The 25,271-nt window shown below is 44.4% G+C and carries 20 protein-coding genes; 19 read left to right on the plus strand and 1 reads right to left on the minus strand.

Features of this window, described 5'->3' with window-relative positions; translation table 11 throughout:
• Positions 1–82: 82 nt before the first annotated feature.
• The 5 genes from IPL83_05765 (at position 83) to IPL83_05785 (ending at position 5,830) form a co-directional block, all read left to right on the plus strand.
• A complete protein-coding gene (locus IPL83_05765; GenBank protein MBK9038663.1) occupies positions 83–1,840 on the plus strand; it encodes a VWA domain-containing protein in 1,758 nt (585 codons plus the stop codon).
• Positions 1,841–1,936: 96 nt separating this feature from the next.
• Positions 1,937–3,325 carry a nitrite reductase, copper-containing gene (gene nirK, locus IPL83_05770; protein ID MBK9038664.1) on the plus strand — a complete coding sequence of 463 codons (1,389 nt, stop codon included), beginning with the start codon at positions 1,937–1,939 and terminating at the stop codon, positions 3,323–3,325.
• A gap of 26 nt (positions 3,326–3,351) precedes the next feature.
• Positions 3,352–4,116, plus strand: a complete 765-nt coding sequence (locus tag IPL83_05775) for a formylglycine-generating enzyme family protein (GenBank protein MBK9038665.1) — start codon at positions 3,352–3,354, stop codon at positions 4,114–4,116.
• Positions 4,117–4,124: 8 nt separating this feature from the next.
• Complete coding sequence (locus IPL83_05780; protein MBK9038666.1) at positions 4,125–4,406, plus strand: SCO family protein; 282 nt, start codon at positions 4,125–4,127, stop codon at positions 4,404–4,406.
• A 299-nt stretch (positions 4,407–4,705) separates the two neighbouring features.
• Positions 4,706–5,830, plus strand: coding sequence for an NnrS family protein (locus IPL83_05785; protein ID MBK9038667.1), 1,125 nt, complete (start codon positions 4,706–4,708; stop codon positions 5,828–5,830).
• A 118-nt stretch (positions 5,831–5,948) separates the two neighbouring features.
• Here the strand turns inward: IPL83_05785 and IPL83_05790 are convergent, their stop codons facing one another.
• Positions 5,949–6,563, minus strand: a complete 615-nt coding sequence (locus IPL83_05790) for an HAD family phosphatase (GenBank protein ID MBK9038668.1) — start codon at positions 6,561–6,563, stop codon at positions 5,949–5,951.
• 257 nt (positions 6,564–6,820) lie between these two features.
• Here IPL83_05790 and IPL83_05795 point away from each other — a divergent pair, with 257 nt between their 5' ends.
• The 14 genes from IPL83_05795 to IPL83_05860 all read left to right on the plus strand — a co-directional run bounded on the left by IPL83_05795 (position 6,821) and on the right by IPL83_05860 (position 25,267).
• The gene (locus tag IPL83_05795) at positions 6,821–7,465 is read left to right on the plus strand and encodes a tetratricopeptide repeat protein (protein ID MBK9038669.1); all 645 of its coding nucleotides are present in this window, start codon (positions 6,821–6,823) and stop codon (positions 7,463–7,465) included.
• Between the two features lie 2 nt (positions 7,466–7,467).
• On the plus strand, positions 7,468–8,265 hold the full coding sequence (locus IPL83_05800; GenBank protein MBK9038670.1) for a MotA/TolQ/ExbB proton channel family protein: 798 nt from the start codon (positions 7,468–7,470) through the stop codon (positions 8,263–8,265).
• A gap of 19 nt (positions 8,266–8,284) precedes the next feature.
• Complete coding sequence (locus IPL83_05805) at positions 8,285–9,013, plus strand: hypothetical protein (GenBank protein ID MBK9038671.1); 729 nt, start codon at positions 8,285–8,287, stop codon at positions 9,011–9,013.
• The gene (locus IPL83_05810; GenBank protein MBK9038672.1) at positions 9,010–10,776 is read left to right on the plus strand and encodes a hypothetical protein; all 1,767 of its coding nucleotides are present in this window, start codon (positions 9,010–9,012) and stop codon (positions 10,774–10,776) included. Before IPL83_05805 ends, IPL83_05810 begins: the two co-directional genes overlap by 4 nt.
• Entirely contained in the window at positions 10,766–11,119 is a 354-nt protein-coding gene (locus tag IPL83_05815) for a hypothetical protein (GenBank protein MBK9038673.1), read from the plus strand. The genes IPL83_05810 and IPL83_05815 overlap by 11 nt, the downstream gene beginning before the upstream one ends.
• A 26-nt stretch (positions 11,120–11,145) precedes the next feature.
• Positions 11,146–11,346 (plus strand): hypothetical protein, encoded by a 201-nt coding sequence (locus IPL83_05820; GenBank protein MBK9038674.1) that lies wholly within the window; start codon positions 11,146–11,148, stop codon positions 11,344–11,346.
• A 288-nt stretch (positions 11,347–11,634) separates the two neighbouring features.
• Positions 11,635–13,137, plus strand: coding sequence for a hypothetical protein (locus tag IPL83_05825; protein ID MBK9038675.1), 1,503 nt, complete (start codon positions 11,635–11,637; stop codon positions 13,135–13,137).
• Positions 13,138–13,170: 33 nt separating this feature from the next.
• Positions 13,171–15,321, plus strand: a complete 2,151-nt coding sequence (locus IPL83_05830) for a hypothetical protein (GenBank protein MBK9038676.1) — start codon at positions 13,171–13,173, stop codon at positions 15,319–15,321.
• 77 nt (positions 15,322–15,398) lie between these two features.
• Complete coding sequence (locus tag IPL83_05835) at positions 15,399–17,435, plus strand: insulinase family protein (protein ID MBK9038677.1); 2,037 nt, start codon at positions 15,399–15,401, stop codon at positions 17,433–17,435.
• 96 nt (positions 17,436–17,531) lie between these two features.
• Complete coding sequence (locus tag IPL83_05840; GenBank protein MBK9038678.1) at positions 17,532–18,485, plus strand: bifunctional methionine sulfoxide reductase B/A protein; 954 nt, start codon at positions 17,532–17,534, stop codon at positions 18,483–18,485.
• Positions 18,486–18,705: 220 nt separating this feature from the next.
• Complete coding sequence (locus IPL83_05845; GenBank protein ID MBK9038679.1) at positions 18,706–20,853, plus strand: fibronectin type III domain-containing protein; 2,148 nt, start codon at positions 18,706–18,708, stop codon at positions 20,851–20,853.
• A 72-nt stretch (positions 20,854–20,925) separates the two neighbouring features.
• Positions 20,926–23,025: a hypothetical protein gene (locus IPL83_05850; protein ID MBK9038680.1), complete on the plus strand. Its 2,100-nt coding sequence runs from the start codon at positions 20,926–20,928 to the stop codon at positions 23,023–23,025.
• A 41-nt stretch (positions 23,026–23,066) separates the two neighbouring features.
• Positions 23,067–23,759: a hypothetical protein gene (locus IPL83_05855; protein ID MBK9038681.1), complete on the plus strand. Its 693-nt coding sequence runs from the start codon at positions 23,067–23,069 to the stop codon at positions 23,757–23,759.
• A 29-nt stretch (positions 23,760–23,788) separates the two neighbouring features.
• Entirely contained in the window at positions 23,789–25,267 is a 1,479-nt protein-coding gene (locus IPL83_05860; GenBank protein ID MBK9038682.1) for a hypothetical protein, read from the plus strand.
• Positions 25,268–25,271: the final 4 nt, after the last annotated feature.

A 25,271-nucleotide genomic window follows, 5' to 3' on the forward strand; every position in this document is an offset into this window, starting at 1 on the left:
GGAAACGATTTTTTCCCGCTTTTGGAAAACACAATCTGATAGGAATAAACTGACACCAGGATATCAGTCTTTAGATGATTTAATGACAAAGTTTAATATTTTTACAAAAATGGTCTCTCCATTTGAAATGAATGGTGATATTGGTGGAAGTCTATGGTCAGTCGGTTTCGTGGATACAGATTTATTACTTCCTAAGGATATTTGTTGGACCCCCGACCAAAAATTAAACACAAATTTAGTGCAGTTGCTAATTTTGAAATCGGTCGCTATTAAAGCGCTCGGCCTAAAATTCAAATTTAATGATAGAGAACGGGTCGCACCTCGGCTGTATATTCTATCGAAAATGCCTCTTATCAATTCCTGGCTTGACCAACAATTTCCACAATTCTTTGAATTTGAAAGACAAAGCTATTTGCAACTTGAGGTCTTCTTGCCTAGAAAAAATAGCTCTGTTTTGGCGTATTGGCGAAAACAAATTTCTAGTCGAGCGATGACTTTGAATCTGGACTCTGAAGTTGGATTTAAAGATCTAATTAGTCAGCAAAAAAGAAACGATACAGTGCCAATCTATTTACACTCTTGTGTTCCGTTGCCGTATCGTGAGCTGAGCCTATCTTCTTCAGGCTCGATATCCTCATCGGACCGACCGAGTTCAGATAATAAAACTCAAAAAAAGCGTCGCCAAAAGGAGTTTGTAGAAGAAGCTGATTTAAGTAAACAAGGGCCAGCGAACCCTATTTTGCATAGCTTTGAGAAAATGGAGACTGCTGATGACTACGACGGAGGCCGCCGTGTGGAATCCGGGGATGACGAACTTGATGCTCATAGCAACTCATTGGATGAGCTTGAACTAAACAGGCACACTTCCGTCGGCGAGGCATCTTCGCTTTATCACCAAGACAGTCCTCAATTCAAATCACAAAATGCGAATTCAGATCAGAGCCATTTTTTCCAAAGTCACCAATATCACGAATGGAATTTTAGAGAAAATAGGTACTTAAAATCATTTTGCTCAGTATTTCCAATTCTGCCATGTGAGCTACAGGAAAGTGAAGGCTTCAAAAAAATAGTCTTAATAAAATACAAGTTACTGATTGCCGAATGGAAAGCCAAAATTAATTCGATTGTAAATACTCCAAGATGGAAGAATAGATTAATCCATGGTTCCGAAATCGATTTGGATAGTATGATCAGATTGAAGCCAGAACTAAATCTTTTTTCAGGAAGGCCACGTGTTTTCTCAGAAAAGCGAAAAAATGAAAGTGATATTTCGGTTTTGGTACTTGCTGATGTATCCTATTCCACAGACACTTGGATAAATGGCCAAAAAGTAATCGACATAATAAAAAATTCTATCGCAGTTGCTAGCTTTGTATTTGAGGATATCTTTGACAAGGTGAGTGTCGCCATTACCAGTAGTCAAACAAGAAAAAAAATTGAATATAGAGAGCTCAAAAAATTCGATGAAACTTGGATTCATTTTTTTCGACGGTCGCATGAAATAGTACCACACCAATACACTAGGCTGGGGCCTGCCATTCGGCACGCAATTAAAATTCTCTCAATTGAAAATTCGACGAAGCCAATCCTTATTTTGATTACCGATGGTAAGCCAACCGATTTAGACCCCTACGAAGGCTCCTATGGCCAACAGGACGTTCGCAAAGCAATCGAAGAGGCAAAAAATAAAGGTATAAATGTACTTACACTAACTATTTCAGATTTTGACCCTGTTTCATTGAAAAGAACATTCGAACGCCCTTGTCCAATTAAAAATCCTGACGACTTTTGTCGCGAAACCTTTCAGTTTATTTGGAAACTGTGCCTGAAGGGTAAATAAATAGGTTATTTGCAAGTGCATATGATTTATATCATATCGACATCCTAGAGAAACTCGGTACAATTTGCCCATATACACAAAATTACTGGAGTTTCTATGAAAGAATACTTGCTTGCGGTCTCAATTTTACCATTTTTTATCGTCAGTAATCAGTCGTTTGCCGATAGTGCAAAAGGCGAAATTGCAACTCTGACAGCTCCGCCATTTGTGCCGCCGCCAATTACAAGAAAAACCTCTGCTAAATTGATTGTAAACCTTGAAGTGGTCGAAAAGAAAATGAAAATCGCTGATGGAGTAGATTACACGTTTTGGACCTATGGAGGAACCGTTCCCGGAAGTTTTATTCGAGTCCGAGAGGGTGATTCTGTCGAATTTCACTTAAAAAATCATCCATCGTCTAAAATGCCACACAATATCGATTTACATGCGGTTACTGGCCAAGGTGGAGGCGCAGGAGCGTCCTTTACTCTCCCAGGCCATGAAAGTGTCTTCTCATTTAAGGCAATTAACAAAGGACTCTACGTTTATCACTGTGCGACTGCTCCGGTAGGAATGCATATAGCAAATGGTATGTATGGTTTGATTTTAGTAGAGCCAAAAGAGGGTCTGCCTAAGGTTGATCGCGAGTACTATGTTATGCAAGGCGACTTTTATACCAAAGGTAAATTCGGCAAACAGGGCTACCAACCTTTTGATATGGAAAAAGCAATTGACGAAAGACCGACTTATGTTGTTTTCAATGGATCAACCAGTTCAATGACCGGAGACAACGCTCTAAAAGCAAGAGTGGGCGAAACTATTCGTTTATTTGTCGGCAATGGCGGGCCAAATTTGGTTTCATCCTTTCATGTCATTGGAGAAATTTTTGATAAGGTCTATAAAGAAGGGGCATCTGAATTCAATACAAACGTTCAGACAACTTTAGTGCCTGCCGGTGGCTCAGCCATCGTTGAGTATAAAGTTGAAGTGCCAAGCAATCTCGTGCTTGTAGATCATAGTATATTTCGCACCTTTAATAAGGGTTCCCTGGGACTTATGAAAGTCGAAGGCGCAGAAAATTTGGAAATATATTCTGGTAAAACAGCAGACAATGTCTATTTGCCTGAAGGCGGTGCCATTCAAAAAGTGACTGACAAGGAAATTGTCAGTGTGGCGGCAACGCTTGAAGATCAGATTAAGTTTGGAAGAAATATTTACCAGCAGAACTGCGCCGCCTGCCACCAAGCAGATGGCAAAGGTATTCCTGGAGCATTTCCCCCATTGGCATCCGCAGATTATTTCAATGCGGATTGGAAGCGTGCCATTGATGTCGTTAAAAACGGGAAAACTGGCGCGATCACTGTAAATGGAACACCCTATAACGGTGTTATGCCATCGCTAGGGCTAAGTGAAGAGGACATTGCCAACGTGCTGACTTTTGTCTCTCACTCTTGGGGAAATAAAAACGTGTGTTTAAGAAATCTGATGTTTCTGCGGTACAGCTAAAAAAAGAAAAAGCTGCGGAGCACTAGATGAGCTTGCTAATCAGTAGTTTTTTAATAATTGCTTTTACAACAAGCTCATTAAAAGCTTCTGAATTAGTAACGGTTCCAAAGGGAAAGGTTGAGGCCATATGGCTATCACCAGTTTCAAAAAAGGCAAAAGTAAAATCGAATAAAGTTATAATTGCGGTCGACGCCTTTAGAACTCAAATCTATCCAGTAACAGTTACGCAATTTAGAGAATTTCTTGGAATACATCCGGAGTGGTCTAAAAGCAATACCTCCTCGTTATTCAAAGACGACTACTATCTGCGTGATCTTGAAACAGCTCCAGAAAAAGCACCGGTCACATTTGTTACCTGGTTTGCTGCAAGAGCTTATTGTGAGTCGTATGGACTTCGATTGCCAACAATTAACGAATGGGAATATGCCGCGGCTGCATCGGAGTCAAATAGGAATGCTAATCGTGAAGAAAAATTTTTGCGACGTATTCTGAATTGGTACGGCGAACCTCAGGGTGAGCGACTCAAAGATGTGGGCAGCATCTATAAAAATGTTTACGGCATCTGGGATATGCACGGATTAATTTGGGAATGGGTTGATGATTTCAACTCTAGCTTTGTAACCGGAGAGAGCCGTGAGGATAGCTCTTTTAATAAGGATATGTTTTGCGGGGCAGGAGCGCTTTCGTCAGCAGACAAAGAAAACTATGCTGCGTTTATGCGATTCGCATTCAGATCAGGTCTCAAAGGTAAAAGTGCCGTTTGGAATTTGGGATTTAGATGTGTCCGATAGGGGGTTTTATGTATCTATTTAATTTAGTAAAAAAAATTTCAATCTTTTTGATGTTTTCGCTTGTCGCACAAAACGCTGTTGCGGAATCGTTATACGATCTTAAAACAAGCTGGCGGGACACAGAAAATAATAGAACGGATGTATCTATCGCAAAAGGATCTTATACGATCATCGCGATGGTTTACACAGGATGTGCACACGCCTGCCCGCTGACAATTTCAAAAATTATGGAAATTGAAAAAGATTTTTCAAAGGCCAAGTTTACAGAGCTGAAAATTGTCCTTGCGTAATTTGATGTAAAGAATGATCGGCCTCAAAGACTTAAGAAATACCAAGCCGAAAGAAAGCTAAACCCCGATCAATGGAAGTTTTTATCTGCCGAGACTGAGGACGATGCTCGCAAGCTCGCCGTCACTTTGGGAATCAGCTATAAGGATATAGGTGATGGTGATTTTTCTCACAGTAATTTAATTACTTTATTAGATCCAAGCGGAAAAATATTAGCGTCAATAAATAGTCTAAACGCAAACACTGAGCCGCTAATTAAGGGCCTACAAGATTCTTTAAATAAGACACCAAAAAGTAAATTATGAGCTCGACGAAAAACGAAGACAGAATAGAACCTTATATTTTGCTGTTTCCCACTGGATGCCTACTGGGTTTTCTTGGTCTCATTTTCTGGGTCTTCTTTCAGTTTGGCTGGATACAGTTCTATCCTCGCGAACCACACGGTAATTTGATGTTTTTTGGTTTTTTATGGTCTTTTGTCGCCGGTTTTTTAATGACGGCCATACCAAAAATGACTTCAACGTCTCCCTCGAAATTAGGCGAAACCTCTGTTGCAATCTCTCTTATTTTTGTTCAGATAATTCTTAATGTCAGAAATCTTACCGATGTCTCCGCCATGGTTTTTCTATTACAAAATATTTTTCTTCTGTTCTTTATCGTGCGACGATTTCTAGTTAATCGAAAGGTCCCATTTTTTGGTTTTATTTTCTTACCCACTGCATTCATTCAGTCATTTTTAGGTGTCGTATTGTTTTTTATCTACAGAGATCGCAGTTTTTTTCTCCTGCTTGCAGGCGAAGCGTTTATTTTGAACTTGATATTGGGCCTTGGCAGTAGACTGATACCAGTCATATCTAGATTACCAAACGCATTGCTGCCAAATGAAAGTTCAAGTTCTGAAAGTTTTGTTTGGCCATTGATTACTTTACTATTAGTTAATTTAGGTTACTGGTGTGAAGTTTTAGGTTTTAGAGAATTAGGAGTCAGTCTTAGAATTCTCGGGATGATCTTCGCGGCCGTAAAATTACTTAAACTGTTCGCAATGCCTGTAACCTGGTCTTATGTTGGTGTTGGATTAAAAATATCAGCTGCAATGCTAATTGTGGGACAGGTTTTTAGTTTGTCCTTCTTTAACAGTATACTTGCAGGCCAACACCTTATTTACATAGGTGGTTTTTCAATAACTACTTTACTTGTGGCAACGAGAGTGATTCTAGCCCATGGTGGTCAAAGTCTAAATTATGAAATTTCCTCAAAACGGTTGATATCCATCGTAATGCTCATTTTACTGTCAGCGCTCCTGCGGTTTTTTGTACGAAATGATGTCTCAAATTCCTTTATAAGTATCTCAGCACTGATTTTTATTTTTGGGCTCGCGCTTTGGGCAGTTCTACTTCGAGGGTTTCCCAAGCGGCACTCAATTTAATTATCATGATCGGTTATTTCAACCGACTGTCTGAGTCCAGCGCGTCTACCAATTCCACCACAGGGCCATTTAAAACTTCTTATTCAATTTCCAAATCACTCTTTTGAGTCACATGAGACTAGGCATAGCCAAGAACGCCGAGTTGTCGAAGCTGGTGTTTCAGGCTGAGCGGGTTGTGATAGTGAAGAGCAAGGAAATTGAGATCCAAGGCCGATTTTACGTTATCTAGATTGTCATCAATAAAAAGACACTGCTCCGCCTTGAGTTGGAATTGGTTGAGCAGGCGATGAAATATTTCAGGATCAGGTTTTATGACTTTTTCTTTTCCAGAAAGAATGACTCCGTCAAATTCCTTGAGAAAATCAAAACGTTCCTCTGCAATGGGAAATGTTTGGTTTGACCAGTTGCTGAGCGCGTAGATTTTAAAGTCATTGTGATTTTTGAAGTAACGAAAGATCTCAACAACGGGTGAAATTTCTCCCTTTAACATTTGTGGCCATCTCTCCCAGTACATCTGGATTTCTCTGGCGTATTGGGGGTATTCGAGACAGCGCTCAGAAATAGCGCTCTCAAATGAAAGTCCCGCATCTAGCCGTAAGTTCCACTCAGGAGAACAAACGTATTGGAGAAAGTACTCCATTTCGTCTTCTGATTTAAAGACGTTACGGTAAAGGTAGCGTGGGTTCCAGTCGACCAGGACGCCCCCAAGATCAAAGACGATATTACGGACCATGGTCTGGAGCCTACCACTTGTATTGGCTTGGGCCAAGAATCCAGGAAAAAAAGGGCTCAGATAATTATTGCAGCGCTCTATATGGCCCTCTCTTCCTACTTTGGTCCAGAATCGTTATTAACATTTTATTAAGGTCTTTGAAGTACCGACATAGCCTTCAAGAAGAATGGCTAGAGAAGACAGGGAGACAGAAACCAAAACGGCAAGCTCGAGAGAGCTTAGTAGAACTGAAGAAAAGCGAAAATGAGATGCACAAGATGAAGATTTTAAACCTCAGTTTTATCTCGGAAGCTGCAAAGGTCAGTTTGATTTTCGCATGCATTCAATTGACAGCTTGTACAACGAGTATGCTGACCGTGCAGACCTCACCCGAAGGGGCCGATGTGTACGTTGTTTATCCGGGACAACAGCCCTCTCGTTTGGGCAAGACTCCTTTGAGCATGGACAGTTATCCTCTCTCATCGCAGCCGGGAGATTCGTTAAAATTGATTGTTGAGAAAGAGGGGTTTCGTGCTGAGCATTACTTAGTTCCAAAGACGGTCTTTGCAGCGAGCATCCGTCTCGATATCGAAATGAGGGAGAGCAAATTGCCGGCAGCATGTACGGATCAAGACGCAGCCGTCGAAGAGGTCGCTCGATCCGTGGCTCAGGCCCAGTCTCATATTCAGGCTAAAATGTATGATAACGCACTTCGAATTTTAAAAAATCTCAATGATAAATTCCCCAACTCTAGCGTTGTTTACGATCTGATGGGGAACACTCACTATCTGATGAAGGACTTGGAGAAAGCCCTTAGTTCGTATGAAAAATCACTGAGACTCAGTCCAAACAATAGTGAAACACAAAGAATGGTGGCCAAATTGAAACAGATATATTCCATTCGTTCTCCGGCGGGTAATTAGCCATGTTTTACCTCGTCGGACTCATTATAGCGACTTCCAGTGTGGTGGCTGTTGTTGTTCATCTTCAGCAGGCCTACAATAGCTATTGGGACTTTGTGGCCTTTGCGATGGTGCTAGGCGGAACCATGGCTGTAGCAACAATTATTGCACCCTGGGATATCTACCGCGATTTTGTACGAAACCTGAAGCGACTGTTCGTCTACGTGGCACCATCACAGAGAGAGTTTCTGCAACTGTGTCTCGATATTATTTCTAAGCATAAGAATGGTCTAAAGGACTTTAAGGTTGATCCGTCTCGTTTGGAACAGAGAATTCTTCGCGATGGACTGGAGCTGATCTCACTTGGGTTTAATCCAGACAAAATAGAAATCATTTTAAAGGAAAGAGTCTATCAAGCAAATGAGCGAAATTTTAGGGTCAGTGCCATGGTTCGCTCCTTGGCAAAATATCCACCAGCTTTTGGTCTTGCTGGTACAGTTTTCGGTCTGGTGCATCTGATGCGCGGAGTTTCAGAGGGAATGAATGCAAAAGAGACAGGTATTCGGATGGCGATTGCCCTCGTTGCGACACTTTACGGACTGATGGTAGCCAACTTATTCGTGAATCCGGCGGGAGAATTGATGAATCGGTTTGCGAAGATGGACGAGGTTCTTGCGGAAATTGCAATTCAGGCCGTTCTTTTGGCAGCAGACGGCACTCCGGTTCTAGAGGCGCAGGAAATGTTAAATTCCTTTGTTGATACGGATCAGAGAATCGACTTAACCTCGATTGCAGAAATCCCGAACGCAGGCGCCGCGTGAGAGCAGGACAGAAGGAGCCATGAGAGCAATCAGTCGAAATTTACATAGAGCTCACGAAGAAATCGATACAGAAGGGACGTGGGCGATCAGTTACGGAGATATGGTAACTCTACTCCTGAGCTTCTTTGTTCTCTATTTTACGGTGGATCAAAAAGCCGATCAAGCACAGCACCTTCAAGATTCCCTTATGGCGAGTTTAAAAAGCCTTTCTGAAGAGGACAAACCCATCGATAAGAGTTCATATAAGTTGCATATTGGAGAGGAAAAATCGACAGAAATTGACCAAAAAATAATTGATCGATTGGGCGCCAAAGTTCACCAAGTGGGACAGAAGATTGTCATCGAATTTCCCGGTGTTTCTTTCTTTGATATTGGAAAAATTGATTTGCGTTCAGATGGAGTTAGGATGCTGAGTGAGTTTGTAACGGCCTATCTCCCCTTTGCGGGAAAATACAGTTTGGGCGTTCACTCCTTTACAGATACTCGACAGGTATTGAGAACAAAAAATCGGCGATTCAATGATAACCTTGAACTTTCAGCCTTGCGGTCGGTCGCCGCGATGAGGGTCTTGCAATCGAGGGGAATTCCCCTTCATGCAATGAGGATCAGCGGATTGGGTGAATTGGAGGTCACGTCGGAACAACTCAAGGCGTCTGGGGTCAATCTCTTGAGTGGAGATCCCAGAGACCTCGCTCGAAAGGTTGTATTGGTTGTTGAGCCTGCTGTCGAACGTGGAGGTAAGGGGTGAAAAAATCGTTTCTTATGTCACTTCTCTTGTTATCTCTTTTTCCTCTTACTGTGATGATTCCGTCGGGCGTTTGGGCTCAGAACGACACTCGTCACCCGCGGGTGGCCGAGCTGGAAGACCAGTATAAAAGACAAGCCATGGATTTTCTGAAATCTCGATTTCCTCATCTGCCGTTTTCAGTTGTTGTCAGCATTGATCCTCTGAGACGAGTTTCGGCTGACAATTATCAGGCGAAACAGGAGGCTTTACCCTATTATTTACTACAAGATGAAGAAATTCGGGATGAGTGGGATGATCCCAATGCAACGCTGTATGTGCTGAGCAGGCGAATAAAATCTGTTCAAGTTTCTGTTTCAGTGCCTTCAACGGTTGCGGATGAGGAGCTTTCCGAAATCAAGGAGACTCTCATTTCTTCATTGAGGCTTGTTCCAGCCAGAGATAAGATTGAAATTTTGAAGCGTTCCTGGTCAGGCCTACCCAATTTTTCAGTTTATGCGGGGATTGGTTTGGCGGCCATTCTTATTTTTCTCCTTGGGCTTTATGCAATTACCCGCATGTCCTTGCGTCGGATGACTCGTGCGTTTAGTGAGTTGCAGACATCTTTGGGGTCAAAAAACAATCAAGCCTCTGTCAGTCCTCCGCCCGTGGTGTCGATGGTCGAAGATAATAAGAACAATGGACAGAGTGGGGGTGATTTTCGATTTACGGATCCGATTAAGATCAGAGAGGTCATCGCAGGGCGAGTTCATGAGCTACTCTATTCGGATGAGTTTCCTCGTCTAGAGGACATTGTAAGCTTGGATCGGTTTGCACAAAATGATTCTCGTTCAACCGGAGCCCTGATCTCTGAATTTCCTCTCGATATGCAGCGTCGGCTATTTTCGCTTGGAAGGGGAGAATACTGGATGGAGTCCTTTATCGAGCCAGGAGAGTTGGTTCCCCAGTGTTTGGAAATACTTGAGCGTCTCTGTCGAGTTCATAAATCAAAAAGAGGGAAGGAATGGGAGGCCTTGCTGATACAAGTTTGGCGAATGGACGAGTTAACAAGAGTGAGGTTTTTGCGGACAATTGATCAAGATGAATCAATGGCCATAGTTCATTCGATGCCAAAAAATGTTTCGGTGCCAACGGCACGTCAGGCCTTTCCGGGAAGTTGGGGTGCTGTCTTAGATCCTCAATTTCGTCCCGCTAAGATCACGGCAGAGCGAATCATGCAAATCGGCGAAAAGGCGATGGAGATTTTGCCTCCGGTGCCGTTTGAGATACTTGAAACATACAGGCAGGAAAAGGATCTCATCGCTTATCTCAATGTCTCTGATGTGGCTGCAGAGAGAGACATTTATCGAGCCTCCCCAGAAACGGCGATGATTCATCGAATAAGACCTCCCTTTTATCGTGTTGTGCAAGATGATAAGGCCTATATGGAGCAATTCGTTAACATGATTAGTTTAGACGACTGGGCTTTGTCTCTGTTTAACGTGAGTCGAACTGAACGGGCAAATATAGATCGGCACTTTTCAAATAAGCAAAAATTCATATTTATTGAGAAATTGAAAGCACTTGATTCAAGAAACCCTGAGCTTCGCCAGATAGGATTGATCAGGGAGAGGATTGCCAGAAGTTATGCGGATTATAAAAAGGGAATAGAGCTCAACCAAAAGGTTGGAGACATCGCGAGAAATCAGGAAATTGAGCCAGACTCTCAGGCTGAATCTGAAGCCAAGCAGAATGACAGTGGGGATACGGAAGAGAATGTCGCCTAAAATTGGAAAATTCAGAAAATCAATTTGGATTTCCGTTTGCCTCGTAGCCGCGATGGCTTTCTCGACTCAGAAAGCTCGGGCGACAAAGATAGACGTGATGACAGGGTATTACAGCATAACGGCCGAAACGGCCACAGCCAGCAGCGAAATTTCAAATTTTGGACTCTATCGAATTAACTATATGATCTCGCTGCTCCCAAAAATGGAATTGATTGTTGGCTACAGTTTAATGATGAGCGACATTTTGGGGGCGACTTGGGCTTCGGGATCGACGGCTCTTTTGTTTATTATCCGATCAGCACGAGTTGGAGGATACAGGCCGCCGTCGACAACGCCAAAATGAGTATTGACGGATTATGGAGACCCTATATGGGAATGGGCTTTTCCCAGAGACAGTTTCAATCAGTGCAGAGCACCTACGCCGGCTTTTCGTTTAACTTGGGAGTTGAGAGATCATTAGCTAGAGCCTTCGATTTAAAGGGAGAAGTTCGCTATCTTTTTTTGCAAGGCACTCGCGATTCTACTGCGACCGAATTGTCTGCAGTCGCTGGTGTCGTATTCTCCTTTTGAGATGATGCTTTCAAGACATATCTCAAATTGATTTTTTTGATATAACAAGAAATCTCCGGGCTGGAATGACTCGGTCTGATTCAGTTTATCCAACTGAGGCATATTTGTGAGTGAATATTCAGTCAAGAAATGTCGATTAAGGGTGTAGAATGGTCCAATGATGAGAAAATGGAATGCATTTGTAGCTTGAGGCTCATTTGTTATGACCCGAACTTAGACCTTTGAATTGCACCTGAGCTTTGATCAGGGTCTGGAAGAGAAGAATCGGTTATCTTTTGGAGATTTGTTATGGCGAATTTCAAATGGAAGAAAGATGTTCATGCGGCACTCATTGTGTTGAGGTCGGATTTTGTATGTTTGGATCTGAGTTCATCTTTCAGGTCATTTTTAGTTTGGTTCACTCTTGCCTTGTTGACTATTTCTCTTTCGAGTTGCAAGAAAAACAATAAGGCTTTCGATTTTCTTGAAGAGGAGCCGTCTATCTCGGCTGGCGAGGTTGATATTGTTGGATACACTCCTGAAGATGATCCGGTTGTGGTCGCAGAAGGAAAGTCAACCACATTTGCGGTTTCTCTTGGGCCCACGGCCGGAAATGAAGTTACCTACGTCTGGAAGCTAGATGATGTTGAGGTGGCCACTGGCTCAAATCCATTCTATGTTTTGAATGGATCCTCACTCACTTCGGGTTCCCATTCGCTTGTTGTCGAGGCGCGGAATACCAAATACGGAGCTTCCAAGACCTTCAATGTCCGCAAGAATGCTGCTCCAACTTTAACATTGACGACTCCCGGTGCCACTGGAAATTCTGTCAACGTGAACGGATCGATCAGTTTTTCTATTCAGGCCGCTGATTCAGATGGAGATTCCCTCTCTTATACTTGGAAACTCAACGGAGTCGAAGCGCCGAGTGTCTTTGCGGTCACAAGTTCGACCACAACCTCGACAGCCATTTTTTCTCCAACTCTGACTCAAGTTGGTTCAGGTACTATTAAAGTTGAAGTCTACGATGGACATGATACCACCTCTTATTCTTGGGGAATCGACGTCGTAAACCCCATCACTGCAGTTATCAACAGCTACAGTCCGACGACCGCGCTCGTTATTGTGACTTCAACTGGGAGTGTTGACTTTAGCATCAGTGCAACAGCAAAAACTCCAACAATTTATAGTTGGAAACTTGATGGTGTGGCGGTAGGAACGGCGACGAATCTCTACACCTTAACAGGAGCCGGATTAACTGTTGGGACTCACACATTGATCGCGAAGGTCGAGGATTCAGACAGCTCAGATACCCATACCTTTTCGATCAAGCGCAATGCTGCCCCTGTTCTTTCTAATCCTTTGGCAACGCCCAGCTCCCAGGTTATTAATTATGGCTCTCAAATGACCATCACTATCGATGGCACAGATGCCAATTCAGATGCTCTCAATTACACTTGGACTTTAAACGGTAATCCCAGTGCCACACTTTCAGCAAGTAATACGGCAACAGGGAGTCAGGTGATTTTTCAGCCAAATGTTTCGCTAACAGGAGATCATACGATTTCGGTCTCAGTGACTGACAGCACCGAGGTCGCAAACTATTCCTGGAATGTGAGTGCCAATCGTTTTACGGATGCCTGCAATCAGTTGACGTCTGGAAAAATTTGCACCTTGGTGGGAGTTCCTTCGGGTGGTTCCGGCTTAAATTCGGTCGATGACCAAACCAAGCAAAAAATCTATTTTCGAGATGTGATCGATGATGGGTCTGGAAATTGGGTGTATGCGGATAGTCATAATAATGCCATTTAGTTTTATAACCGTTCAGGATCGAATATTGTTCGCTTGGAAAAGACAATTCCGACTGGTACAACAGTCATGATTATGAACAACGGTGCTATTGGTCGAACGGATGACTTCAGTACGTACAACAACTTTAAATTGTACAATCCCAGCGGCATTGCCTATGATGCGGCAAATGATCGCCTTTTTATTGCTGATATCAGCAGCAACCGCGTCGTCAAAGTAGATTCATCAGGAGTGGGATCGACTCTCCTTGGAACCTTGGGAACCGGTCAGGGAGGCGTAACAAACAGTCAAGATACGGCCGGGACGACGCACGTCTGCGGGAGTCCTCGTGATTTGGTGTACATCAATCCGGATGTCTATGTGACTTGTTCTCAATCTAATTCGATTAAGATGGTGAATGCGAATACCGGGCTAGCTCGGGTTGTGGTCGGCACAGTGACATCCGGGTCAACAGCTGCTGGCAATGGAGAAGGAACAGCGGGGAGCGGGGCTGGAACAGCTCAAGTCAATGCTCCGCAAGGAATAGAAAAGGACTCTTTGGGCAATCTCTATTGGACCGAGGTTGGATCGGGCAATGATTGTCGATTGAGAGTCTGGAATCGAACTGCTGGTACAATAAACTTTTTTAACTCAACGGTCTCGGTGCTTTCTGGAGAGACGGCGACTTTGGCGGGATCGTCCACCAATTGCACCTATGTGGGCGGAGCTCGTGCAGCCATTCGATTGGGCCAGGTTTACGGATTAGGAGTTCATGAATCCGGTGGAGTGGTTCAGGGGTTCTTCTTGCCGAGCTATAACTATCATCGCGTGATGTATATTAATAATTTAAATTCGAGCCAGGTTCATGGTGGAACGACAGTCAATGCCCTTGAGGGTGCTACCGTGATCGGAGATGGAACGGCTTCCTACAATGGAGATGGCGCTCTTGGAAACCTCATTCGCGTTTACTACCCCTTTAATATGTCGATGACTGCGACGGGCAATGATGTCCTCCTCGCGGACTACTCCAATCTGCGAGTGCGGCGAATGACCTTGGCCTCAGGCTTGGTGTCGACCGATGTGGGTGCTGGTCGGTTGCGCTATGGGCTTGTGGGTGGCTCCGATGAAAGTGCAAGCGAAACGGTCCTCAATTTGCCTTATGATATGTCAATCGATGCCGGCAATAATAAGCTTTATTTTACCGACAGCGGAAACTACCGCATTCGTCAGGTCGATTTGATTACGGGCTTGGTGTCGACAATTATTGGAGAAGGGAATGCTGGCGATGGGAATATTCAAAACGAGGATCCGACAAATGTGAGGATGCGTGATCCGCGTGGAGTGATTCCATTTGGTGATCACTTGTTGTATTCAGATGCCACATCTGGGAATTGCGTTGTGCGTGCGTATAATCGAGCTGCCACCGCACAAAGTATTTTTGGCGTGACAATAAATCCATTAAAGGTATCAACTATTGCCGGAAACACAATTGCGGGGTGTGCGACATTTCAAGGAGGCGGAGGGGCAGCCACCAATGCGCGGCTTCGCAATCCTGAAGGCATTGTTTCAGATGGGACAAATCTTTTTATCGCGGACAGTGCCGATGATTGTATTTTAAAAGTTTCCTCAGCTGGAATTATCAGTTCTTATCTGGGCACTTGCAATTCCGGAGGCTATGGTGAGGGTCCATTGGCAGGTATCACTTTAAACGACCCCACCTCCATCGTTTTTGATCCGAGCTATCCGGGTACGGGTAACTTCTTTTTTGTCGATCAGACCAATGTAGGAACGGCGAGAATCCGATATGCAAACTACACGGGTGCTCAAGTCACGATTGCAGGAGTTGCTGTCAACGCCAATAGCGCAAATACCATTTTTGCCGAGACGGGGACTCCTCGACTTTATGGAATTGCGGCCTTTTCGAGTCAGCTGTGTTATTCATCTGGTCATACAAATGGTCTGAATGGCAATCACAATGTCATTTGTCGAGATCGAAACTCTGGCCTTGCACCGGTCACACTCAGGGCTGGGTCCAACCTAGGCGATGTCAAAGGCTCTGGTGGTCCCCTGCACTATGAGCATGAAGGCGTTGATGCTTTCCAGGCTCTCTTGAATAGACCAGGAGGATTGGCTTTTGATGCATCGGGAAACCTCTATATTATTGAGCGAAATAATTCCTTGATTCGCAAAGTAAAACGTTGGTTTTGATTCGTGGTTTTGATCATTGGTTTTGATCTGTGAGCCCAACGTCTAAAACGGAGAGTGATTGGGATGATGGGTAAAGAGTGAGCCATGTTCTTCTCAGTATTTTTTTCTTGGGTCTCGCTTGTCTTGCTTCAGCTGAAGAAGAATCGCCATCTTATTTAGATGATCCCTATAGCCAGATTGAATTCTTCGTCCTCGAGAATGGCTTAGAGGTGATCCTCGCGCCCGAATCGGCAGCTCGAACTGTGAAGGTCTACTATGAAGTTGACGTCGGTTATGGATCCGAAGACGCCCAGAACCTGGGGGTTTCCCATCTTCTGGAGCATGCCCTATTTAGGCACCCAGATCTTTCATCAAATATGTCCTTTCTTGATGTCATCCAAGAAATGGGAGGACAGGGTAACGGAATTACTTCGAAACTGACGACCTCGTATTTTGCGACGGTACCTAGCAAGAAAGTGACTTGGACAATTCAGACCTTTGCAAAAATGATGTTGGGTAGAAAAATTCAAAGGAAGGACTTGGAGAAGTCGCGTCGTGAGGTCCAATTGGAAATAGGGGAAGCCAATCCGGTGACTTCGATTCTTGGATTCGACGCGGCCAAATGGCTCACTCTTCCTTACCTTAAAGCTCCGGAATTCTATGAGTACAACTTCGGCATGGATATTGGTAAGACCTCCTTTACCGAAGAAGAAAATCGATTGTCCAACCAAAAAATCAGATTGGACCAGGTTCAGGATCGCTATGATCGCTATTATTACCCTGGAAATTCTAGACTTTATGTTGCTGGAACCTTTGATCCGACGAAGATCAAGGAAGTATTGCGAGCTTCTTGGGGCTCATTTTCATCAAGTTTCAAACATGAGTTAAGGCCTACACAGACTCCCCAGCCGCGGGGTAAACCTCATGTCATCCACGACATAACCTCTGACAACGTCCCAGGCCTTCAGGTGGGTACTCTGCTTTACGATTTGACCTATTTAGAGGAAGTTGCCGTTAATATTTACATCAATTTTATGGCTAGTGAATTGATGAAGGAAATAAGAAATCAGAGGGGACAAACCTATACTGTTGTTCCGCGATACTACACGGAGTCTGGAGTTGGCTTTGCGAGTGTTGAGCTTGAGGCACATCGGGCTGACTATGAAGACATTGAATCAAGGGTTCGATCAATCTTTATGAGCATTGCCGAAAGAGGACTTTCTGGTGCTGAGTTCGAAAGTGCGCGTGCAGCCTATTTGAAGCAGCTCAGTTTAGTTGAATCTGACAGTGAATCTCTCTATTCCCTTTCTGCAGCCTGGAGAGAGTTGCGAAACCGTTACGGAACGGATATTATTTCCCCTTACGCCATGGTCCGAGATTTGACAACAGAGCAAATGAATGAAGCCCTAAAAAAACATTTCCAACCGCAGCGTCGTCTTGAGATACTGGATTCAGCAAATATTCTTTTTCGATACGATGATTGGGTTTTTGGTTTCATTGTTTTTCTCATTGGGCTGGCCGCGATGAGATGGATCACATTAAAGCCATTCAACCACAATGAGTTGAGGTGGGTTCGGAAGGTTCGATATCCTGGCTTAAAGCTTGTTGAGCTCTCTGCTCTGGCTCTCTCTGCATTTCTGTTTGATCATGCGAAATATGTTCTGGAACAAATAATTCCAGAATTGATCGATCTGCGTCAGGTGATGATTTTTAATGGATACCTTTTGCCCTGGACGGAATCTTTGGCAGCCGTCGTGATCTTGATTGCCACGTTTAGCGCCTATCCACGAAAGCTGATGGTGGTGAACCATTCCTTGCTTGTGAAAAGTTTGACGTTTTATTCCTATCGCATTGCGTTTGAGGATGTCGAAGGAGTTGAAGGGGTATTGTATTTGAAGCACATTGTGTCTTGGAAAAACCTGAAGGAATTAGGTTGGCGACACTATATTTTTCATCCATTTGTTTGGGAGCCAGCTCTGTTGGTTCGGACGAAACAGAAGTCCTATGTTTTTAGTATCAAAGAGGGGAATGAAGCTGCAAAAGAATTGAGAGAACTCATCGATGATTTTAGGAAGACTAATTTGTTCGAAAATAAGCCAATACTTTTTCCTTTGCCTCAGATGAAGCTGCGTTAGGAAGAATGACAAATTGAGGATACTGTGAATTTAATTTTTTTGATGATTCTTTTTGGTATTTCAACTATCTCATGGGCAGCAGAATCAGGAGGTCGAATGACCAAGGGTAAATACAAAGAGGTTCCATCCAGGGAAGAATTGAAAAAGCGCCTGACCCCTGAACAATATTTCGTCACCCAAGAGGACGGAACGGAACCTCCGTTTGAGAATGCCTATTGGAATAAAAAAGACGATGGCATTTATGTCGATGTTGTGACCGGCGAGCCCTTGTTTAGCTCTCTCAATAAATATGATTCTGGGACCGGATGGCCCAGTTTTGATCGAGCTCTGGTCGAATCAGAAATTGTCAAAAAGGAGGATCGCAAGTTTTTTTCTAAAAGAACAGAGGTTAGATCAAGATATGCGAATTCTCATCTTGGTCATGTGTTTGACGATGGTCCAGCGTCCACAGGGCGTCGCTATTGTATCAATTCAGCGGCTCTCAGGTTTGTATCCATCGAGAGAATGAAAGAAGAGGGCTACGGTGAGTTCTTGTTTCTTTTTGCCGAAAAAAAAGGGTGGAAATTGGCTACTTTGGCAGGGGGGTGTTTTTGGGGAGTGGAAGAGCTGATTCGAAAAATTCCAGGAGTCATTGAAACTCAGGTGGGATATAGCGGGGGTGATCTGAAAAATCCTGTTTACGATATTGTAAAGATGGGTAAGAGTAATCACGCTGAGGCGGTTCAAATTTTATTTGATCCAAAAAAGTTAGCCTATGAAGAAATTTTGCTTCAGTTCTTCAAACTTCATGATCCAACGACCTTAAATCAACAGGGCAATGACAAAGGAACGCAGTATCGTTCTGCGATTTTTTACGCTGATGGTGAACAAAAAAAGATTGCTGAGGCTGTAAAGTCTCGAGTTGATAAATCTGGAAAATGGAAAAGTCCTGTTGTGACTCAAATAGTTTCGTACAGAGATTTTTGGCGCGCCGAAGATGTGCATCAAAAATATTTAGAAAAAAATCCCCAGGGTTATACCTGCCACTTTGTTCGAGATATCAGTTTTTGATTCTCAATAAAAGCGTATCATAACGAGCGAGCCAGAAATTCAAATTCTCGTTTCGAGTCAAAATATAATATAAAAAGGGAAAGAATGAGATATGTCAGGCAAACTGACACTGACTAAAAACTGTCACATGTGGAGGCATTAGACAAGTGTCCAGTCGGCATACGCCATGCAATAGGTTAGAATGGAACTGATTGGAGTTAATCAGTTAAGGGGGAGCGGCGTGGCGATCACAAATTGGTCCATTGGGATGAAAAATAGATTTAAGAGTCAGTTGCTCAAATATCGTACACTTCGGCTACAGAAATATACGTTGATGGTCTCATTAACTTTGTTGATCGTTCTATTTCAGAACTGTGATCCAGCTGGAGTTCCTATCGGAAGTGCGCCACATGGTGATGGATTTGTCGATAGTGCGAGCGGAAATGGCAATGGAAGCGGCAACAATCCACCCGGAGGAAATAGCACGCCGCCACCCGGAGGCGGCACACCACCACCTGGCGGCGGCACACCACCACCAGTTGTGACGGGCAACCCTCCCCCGCCTAATCCAACTGGGATTGCTTTAGCAGCAAATACAGTTAATAGCATTTCTTTGACTTGGACTGCGGGAGGAGGAAGCACGGTCGCCTATCGGGTGGCTTATCAGGAAGGAACAACAGCTCCGGCAAATTGTGGGAGCGGGACGGTGCTCTCAGTTAATTCCACAGTTGGCTTGGCTGCCAATTTGACAAGAGCTAAGCAATACTCTTTTCGAGTTTGTGCCGTAAATGGCAATACGACTCCAGATATGTCTTCCGGAATCACCTATACGACCGGTACGAGGTGTTTTCAGAATCCAGCTCCCACAATTGTGCAGGACACTTTTGCGAGTTTTTCTTTTCCGATGGGAATGGGTCCGCTCTCAGGCACGGCTACGAATATTCCGCAAGTCGCTGTGACGGGAACAAATGCTGGAGGACCCTACGATCTAAATCAGACTTATTCGCTTCGATGCACAACTTCTGTCAATAATATTATCGACGTTGATTGTGCAGATAATAACGGAACCAATTTTAATAATAATGCGGCAAACATCCGATTTCAGCAGCCAGCGAATAGTCAATGTCAACCGACAGGTCCCGTCACAGTGACAATGGTCGCTCGAGATGAGTGTGGTGCTGAGTCCCCTGCAAAAACAATTGTCGTAAACGTGACAAACGAGTGTCTTCCAGAGGCAAAAGTTGTAGCTGTAGAAAAGGCACAGAATGATCAGTTTGGAAGTCAGGTGGCCATTGACGGTGACTACGCAGTTGTCGTTGAAACGGGTGACAGTGAAGGCGGTGACGGGGCTGGAGCTGCGAATGTCTTTTTTTACAATGGCACCAGTTGGATTTTTCAGCAAAAATTGATTCCTACAGAAGCCGCAGTGAGCGATAACATGAAGAGCGTTGCCATTAGCGGAAGTAGAATCGTTTTGGGGAGTCCCTATCACCCCACCGCTGGAGTTGGAGCCGTCTTTGTTTTTGATCGCTCTGGCTCTACTTGGACACAAACCGCCAAGATCACTCCATCTCAACCTAACGTGCAAGATGTGGGTGACCTTTTTGGATACTCCGTGGCTCTTTCGGGCAATCAGTTGGTGGTCGGGGCACCTTGGGATAACAACGTTGAAACAGCAGGATCAAAATTGGCCTACGCGGGTGCCGTTTATGTCTACAACTTGTCAGGTGGCGCATGGGTTCAAGATGGAAGCAAAGTTGTCGTTAGTGGAAATACCGGACGCAATGAATTTGGAGCAAGTGTTGCAATAGGCACGAATTACATTGTGGTCGGCGCACCTCACAATGAGACGTTCAAGGGAAATGGCAATGGCAAGGCGTACGTGTTGAAAAAGCCTGCCACGAACTGGACAGTTTCTCAGACCTTAGAGTCTTCAAATAAAAAAGCCGGAGATATGTTTGGAATTTCGGTGAAGACTGATGGGACGCGGATCGCTGTTGGGGCCATCTTTGCCACAGGGCGGGCTGGTCAAACCTCGTCGGGAGCCGCTTACATCTTCGAAAATACGGGTAGCTGGGTTCAAACTGCATCAATTGGCGCAAGTGATGTGGCAAATGGAGATCGTTTTGGAGTTTCAATTGCTCTAGCTGGAGATGATTTACTTATTGGCTCTCACTGGGATGATTCAAAAACTGGCGCTGTTTATCACTATCGACGCAGTGGCGCTAGCTGGACTCAGAGTTTTAAAATTATGTCGCGTGACAGAGCTCTCAACGATGAGTTTGGAAGTTCGGTTGCTATGTCTAACCGTCGAGCTATTTGCGGCAGTCGTTTGGATGATGGAGCGGCCGAAAATATTGGAGCGGCCTACATTGTCAATCTCAAATGACTGTGCTGGCGGGTTGAGGTCTGAAGAATGTTTCGAATGCTGAGATTTTTTGGGAACAAGAGGGGTAAGAGAATGAGTCAAAGGAATATAAAATTGAAAAGTAGCCAGATAATATTAGGCCTATCTTTCGCATTATCGCCATTGACCTCATTTGGACTTGCTGTTGACGGCTCAGAGGAATTTCCAGGTCAGCGGGCCGGAATCGTGGCTCTTTATGAATTCAATGATACAACAGGTCCTGTTCTTGATACTTCCGGCGTTGGCACCCCTTTGAATTTAACGATTGATTCTCCCGCATCTGTCATTCGTTCTGGAGGAGCCCTTGATATTGAAGCGCCAACCTTGATTCATTCAGGCGGGCCGGCCACAAAGATCATAGATGCCTGCAAAGCATCCAATGAATTGACCATTGAAGCCTGGGTTGAGAATAATCAGGATCGTCCGCCCCGTCCGAAGCCCGTGAGAATTGTCACGCTATCAAATAAGGCGGGAAATGCCGCAGATCAACTTTCATCCACCAATCGAAACTTTTTCTTAGGGCAAGATTATATAGATTCAAATCGATTTCATGGGGTTGTGAGAACGTCTGGAAGTCGTGACGGAGCAGAAGTTATTACTGAGCAAGGAGTTTCTGCATTTAAGAAACTCCAACACGTCTTTTTCTCTCGTGATGCTTCTGGTGTTACCCGTCTTTATGTGAGCGATGAGTATGGGGTCAATATATTGCGGGAGACAGTTCTGAGCAATGAGACAAGGGGAACCTTTACCAACTGGGACAATGGAATGATATTGGGTATTGGAAATGAAATTTCATATCTTGATCCAGCTGCACGTGCTGATGCAGTTGAAACAAAATTCAAAACAGAAGAGAGAGCTTGGCTTGGGAAGATTCATCTCCTCGCTATATATTGTCGAGCGCTCACACCTAAGGACATTAGCGGAGATGCGGCACCAGGGAATAAAGTGTATCCTGCTTACAAGCCTGTGCCTGGAGATCCTATTACCGAAGGCAGAAAAAAGGCGATTTTGCTCTATAAGCGTTTAGCTGGAGTGAGCACTTCAATAGACAATCCAATCGTGAGGGAGATGGGTCAACGGATAGATGCTCAAGACATGATTGGCGCGGCTGATTTGGCCTCTCAAGAAGCTGATTTTTATAATATTACAGTTCGTGACTTTGCTGGTCGAATGTCAACACGCGATGAAACGGTCAATGCTCCTCTGAGCGACTTTGTTGCAACAGTGATTGGCGTCACTCGCGATGATATCAATGCGAAGCAATTGTTGACAGGTAACTTCACTTATCAGGGGGATCCTCGTAAGGCGGCCGTCGTGCGAAATACTTTGGACGATATTGTCACTACTAACAATCATTATGACGCCCTGTCGAGCGGAAATTTTGATTTAAAAAGAGTATTAGTTAAAGTTGATGGACAAAAAATTTATAATGGTGCTGGTGGGGTAGTAGACAATCCTGATCCAGCTGGAGTGTTGACGAGTCGCGCTTTTCTCCAAGCGCATGCATCGGCTGGAACCAATCGACGCATCGTCCAGTATTCCTTTAAGGTTTTTCTCTGCAATGATATTGAGGGATGGGCAGATTCTAAGCAGTCAGATAACTGGGTTGGGCGTGATGTCGATCGTTTCCCAGGGGGAGATACGGCCCAGTATTCGTCCAAATGTGCTGCTTGTCACAGCGTGATGGATTCTCTGAGAAACGCTTTTTCTCGTTATGACTTTTCAAATGATGTTATTAAGTACGCCTCTATCATGCCTGATGGAAATGGCGACAGTCGGGAAACGATGGAGGAAAGTCCATCGGGAATTTCAGCTAAAATGAATCGCAATGCAGATACCTTTCCTGGTGGATTTCCATCATCCGGAGACAGCTTTATTAATTACATACGGTCGGGTGCCAACAAATCCTACTTTGATTGGGGATCAAAGGTATCTGGTTCTGGAGCTTCAGAATTCGGTTTGATGTTAAGTGAATCAGGAGCATTTCCGCGTTGCTTGGCTCGCAGAGTTTTTCGCTCAGTATGTAAGCGCGATCCAGTGAGTTTTGAAGAGGACATGTTAAAAAATGCGGCGAGATCCTTTACGGAAGCGAATTACAGTCTCAGGGAATTATTTAAGCGCATTGCGATCAGCAGAGAATGTTTGGGCCAATAATTGAATATTAAATATTAAACGAATGAACAGGGGAGAATAGAATGTCTGTTAAAATAAAAGGAAAAATCAGAATTTTCTCGGTGGTGATTGGGCTCTTTATGACAATGGTGTTTGTCGGTCACGGTTGCAGTGATCTCTTGGGACGAAGTTCAAACAAGGACACAGCGTCAAGTGGACCCGCTAGTGATGAAAATCAGGATTTCGATGTGATTCCTGGTGAAAGAACGGTATCGACCGTTTATGCGAAGCAAATATTGGACAATATGACTTCCTGCTCAGGAATAGGAACACCTAGCGTTTCGACTGTTCAGGAATGGACTCAGCGGTTGGGCACCATTTCAGAATATGGCTACGCGACTTCGATTTCAGGACCAATGATGATGGGGATCGTGGCAATTGCTGGGGAAATTTGTAATGACTTAGTTTCTTTAGAAACACCAAAGCCAGATGTTCAACGAATTATCTTTGACGGAATTGATTTTACTCGGGGACCTTCTTCGGTATCAAGTGGGGCGATTCGTTTGGTGGTCAACCGACTGGCCCGAAGTTGTTGGCAACGTGACAACATTACGAGTCTCGGACCTCAGGGGGAGCCCAGCGAGACAGATGTAATCGATACTGCTTATCGAGATATTGTTCAGGCCGGAACAGGTGATACACCAGCACAAACAAGAGCTGGTATGTTGGCTGTATGCACGGGGATGTTATCTAGTTTAAGCGCAGTTGAATTTTAAAATTGAAAAAATGAAAGTTGAGGATTTTTATGAGCAAATTGAGCAAAAAAGATAGATTTAAGATCATTGAAATGGAAGAAAGAAACCCAGAGCTGAAGGAACGCAATACCGTTTCTCGGAACTATGTTCAGCAGCACGGGAAACCAATGTCGCGAAGGGAGCTTTTGGCTTCAGGAATGATGCACTTTGGTGCCGCGATGACTCTTCCTTCCATCTATAACGTGTTGGCAAACAATGGGGTGGCTCAAGCGGCCGAGTTAGTTTGTTCAAAGGGAGGGAATACAGATCTTGCAGCACTCGTCACTCTCAGTCTGTCGGGGGGAGCGGGGTTGTCTGGAAATTGGGTTCCTCACGATGCCGGTGGACAATTACTTCCATCATACAATCGATTGGGTATGGGAGCCACTTCCCAACTGAATGTGGACCGCAGCGAGTTTGGTGGTGGACCTTTTGTAGCGACGAGCCAACTCTTGGCCGGTATTCGAACAACTTCTACTCCGGGAACAAGAGATAAAACATCATTTGTTGGAGTTTGTGTCACATCTCAAGATGACTCAGGCAACAACAAGTTTGACGTGACTGGAATGGCAGCCAAATCAGGGCTCGAGGGAAGCCTCCTGAAAAACCTGGGTACTCAACAGACCGAAACTGGAACAAAACATGCTTATGCTTTTGTGCAGCCGCCGACTCCGTTGGTAGTGAGCCAATACAACGACATTACAAGTGCTCTGGGAGTAGCGGGAAGTTTGAATGCGCTAAGTACGACCCAAAAAGGCCGTCTTTTTAAGATGGTTGAAGATTTGAGCACCACTCAAGCCCGCCAGATTGCTCAGTATTCAGGTGGAAGTAAGTTGGGCGATTTGATTAGGTGTGCGACTGGTCAAAACAAGGAACTCATGAGCAATTCAGATCCTGGCACGAGTCCTCTTAGCAATGCCGCTATCGCTGGTGTTTGGGGATTAAATGCCAACACTGCAACCAACAACAGGGACTTTGTTTTTGGGGCCATGGTTTACAATGCGCTCAAAGGCAATTGTGGATCAGTCAATCTTGAGCTTGGGGGCTATGACTATCATGGTAATCCACGGGCTACCACTGATGGGCGTGATCTTCAGGCAGGTCAAGTCATCGGTCGAATATTAGAGTCATTTGCAGCGATGGGCAAACCAGGAATGGTCTATGTTTGTTCGGATGGAGCAGTGGGTTCTGTGGTGTCTGATACCTCAAGTGCGCAATTTACAAGTGATCGTGGTGGAGGCGGTAGTGCATTAATGTTTGCCTATCATCCAACTGGACGTCCTGTAACGAGTGCCTTCCAGTTGGGTCATTTCACAGAGGGACAGCAGGCCAATGATCGCCACTTTGTTGGGGGAAGTCCTCAGGTCGCTGCGGCCTCCGTGTTTGCAAATTACCTCTCTCTCAGTGGTCGACTGAACTTATTTGACACAAGATTATTGACCAACGAACAACTGAATGAAGCTGTTAAAATTTTCAAACCAGTAGGGTGAGTTT

It is taken from the genome of Bdellovibrionales bacterium (assembly GCA_016716765.1).
Lineage (GTDB): Bacteria > Bdellovibrionota > Bdellovibrionia > Bdellovibrionales > UBA1609 > JADJVA01.

Bases quoted from the DNA above. Each gene is read 5' to 3' on its own strand.
- IPL83_05780 (MBK9038666.1), top strand. From the start codon at position 4,125: ATGTATCTATTTAATTTAGTAAAAAAAATTTCAATCTTTTTGATGTTT.
- IPL83_05775 (MBK9038665.1), top strand. From the start codon at position 3,352: ATGAGCTTGCTAATCAGTAGTTTTTTAATAATTGCTTTTACAACAAGC.
- IPL83_05820 (MBK9038674.1), top strand. From the start codon at position 11,146: ATGGGAATGGGCTTTTCCCAGAGACAGTTTCAATCAGTGCAGAGCACC.
- IPL83_05790 (MBK9038668.1), bottom strand. From the start codon at position 6,563: ATGGTCCGTAATATCGTCTTTGATCTTGGGGGCGTCCTGGTCGACTGG.
- IPL83_05855 (MBK9038681.1), top strand. From the start codon at position 23,067: ATGTCTGTTAAAATAAAAGGAAAAATCAGAATTTTCTCGGTGGTGATT.
- IPL83_05840 (MBK9038678.1), top strand. From the start codon at position 17,532: ATGACCAAGGGTAAATACAAAGAGGTTCCATCCAGGGAAGAATTGAAA.
- IPL83_05825 (MBK9038675.1), top strand. From the start codon at position 11,635: ATGGCGAATTTCAAATGGAAGAAAGATGTTCATGCGGCACTCATTGTG.
- IPL83_05860 (MBK9038682.1), top strand. From the start codon at position 23,789: ATGAGCAAATTGAGCAAAAAAGATAGATTTAAGATCATTGAAATGGAA.
- IPL83_05800 (MBK9038670.1), top strand. From the start codon at position 7,468: ATGTTTTACCTCGTCGGACTCATTATAGCGACTTCCAGTGTGGTGGCT.
- IPL83_05765 (MBK9038663.1), top strand. From the start codon at position 83: ATGACAAAGTTTAATATTTTTACAAAAATGGTCTCTCCATTTGAAATG.
- IPL83_05795 (MBK9038669.1), top strand. From the start codon at position 6,821: ATGAAGATTTTAAACCTCAGTTTTATCTCGGAAGCTGCAAAGGTCAGT.
- IPL83_05805 (MBK9038671.1), top strand. From the start codon at position 8,285: ATGAGAGCAATCAGTCGAAATTTACATAGAGCTCACGAAGAAATCGAT.
- IPL83_05815 (MBK9038673.1), top strand. From the start codon at position 10,766: ATGTCGCCTAAAATTGGAAAATTCAGAAAATCAATTTGGATTTCCGTT.
- IPL83_05785 (MBK9038667.1), top strand. From the start codon at position 4,706: ATGAGCTCGACGAAAAACGAAGACAGAATAGAACCTTATATTTTGCTG.
- nirK (MBK9038664.1), top strand. From the start codon at position 1,937: ATGAAAGAATACTTGCTTGCGGTCTCAATTTTACCATTTTTTATCGTC.
- IPL83_05850 (MBK9038680.1), top strand. From the start codon at position 20,926: ATGAGTCAAAGGAATATAAAATTGAAAAGTAGCCAGATAATATTAGGC.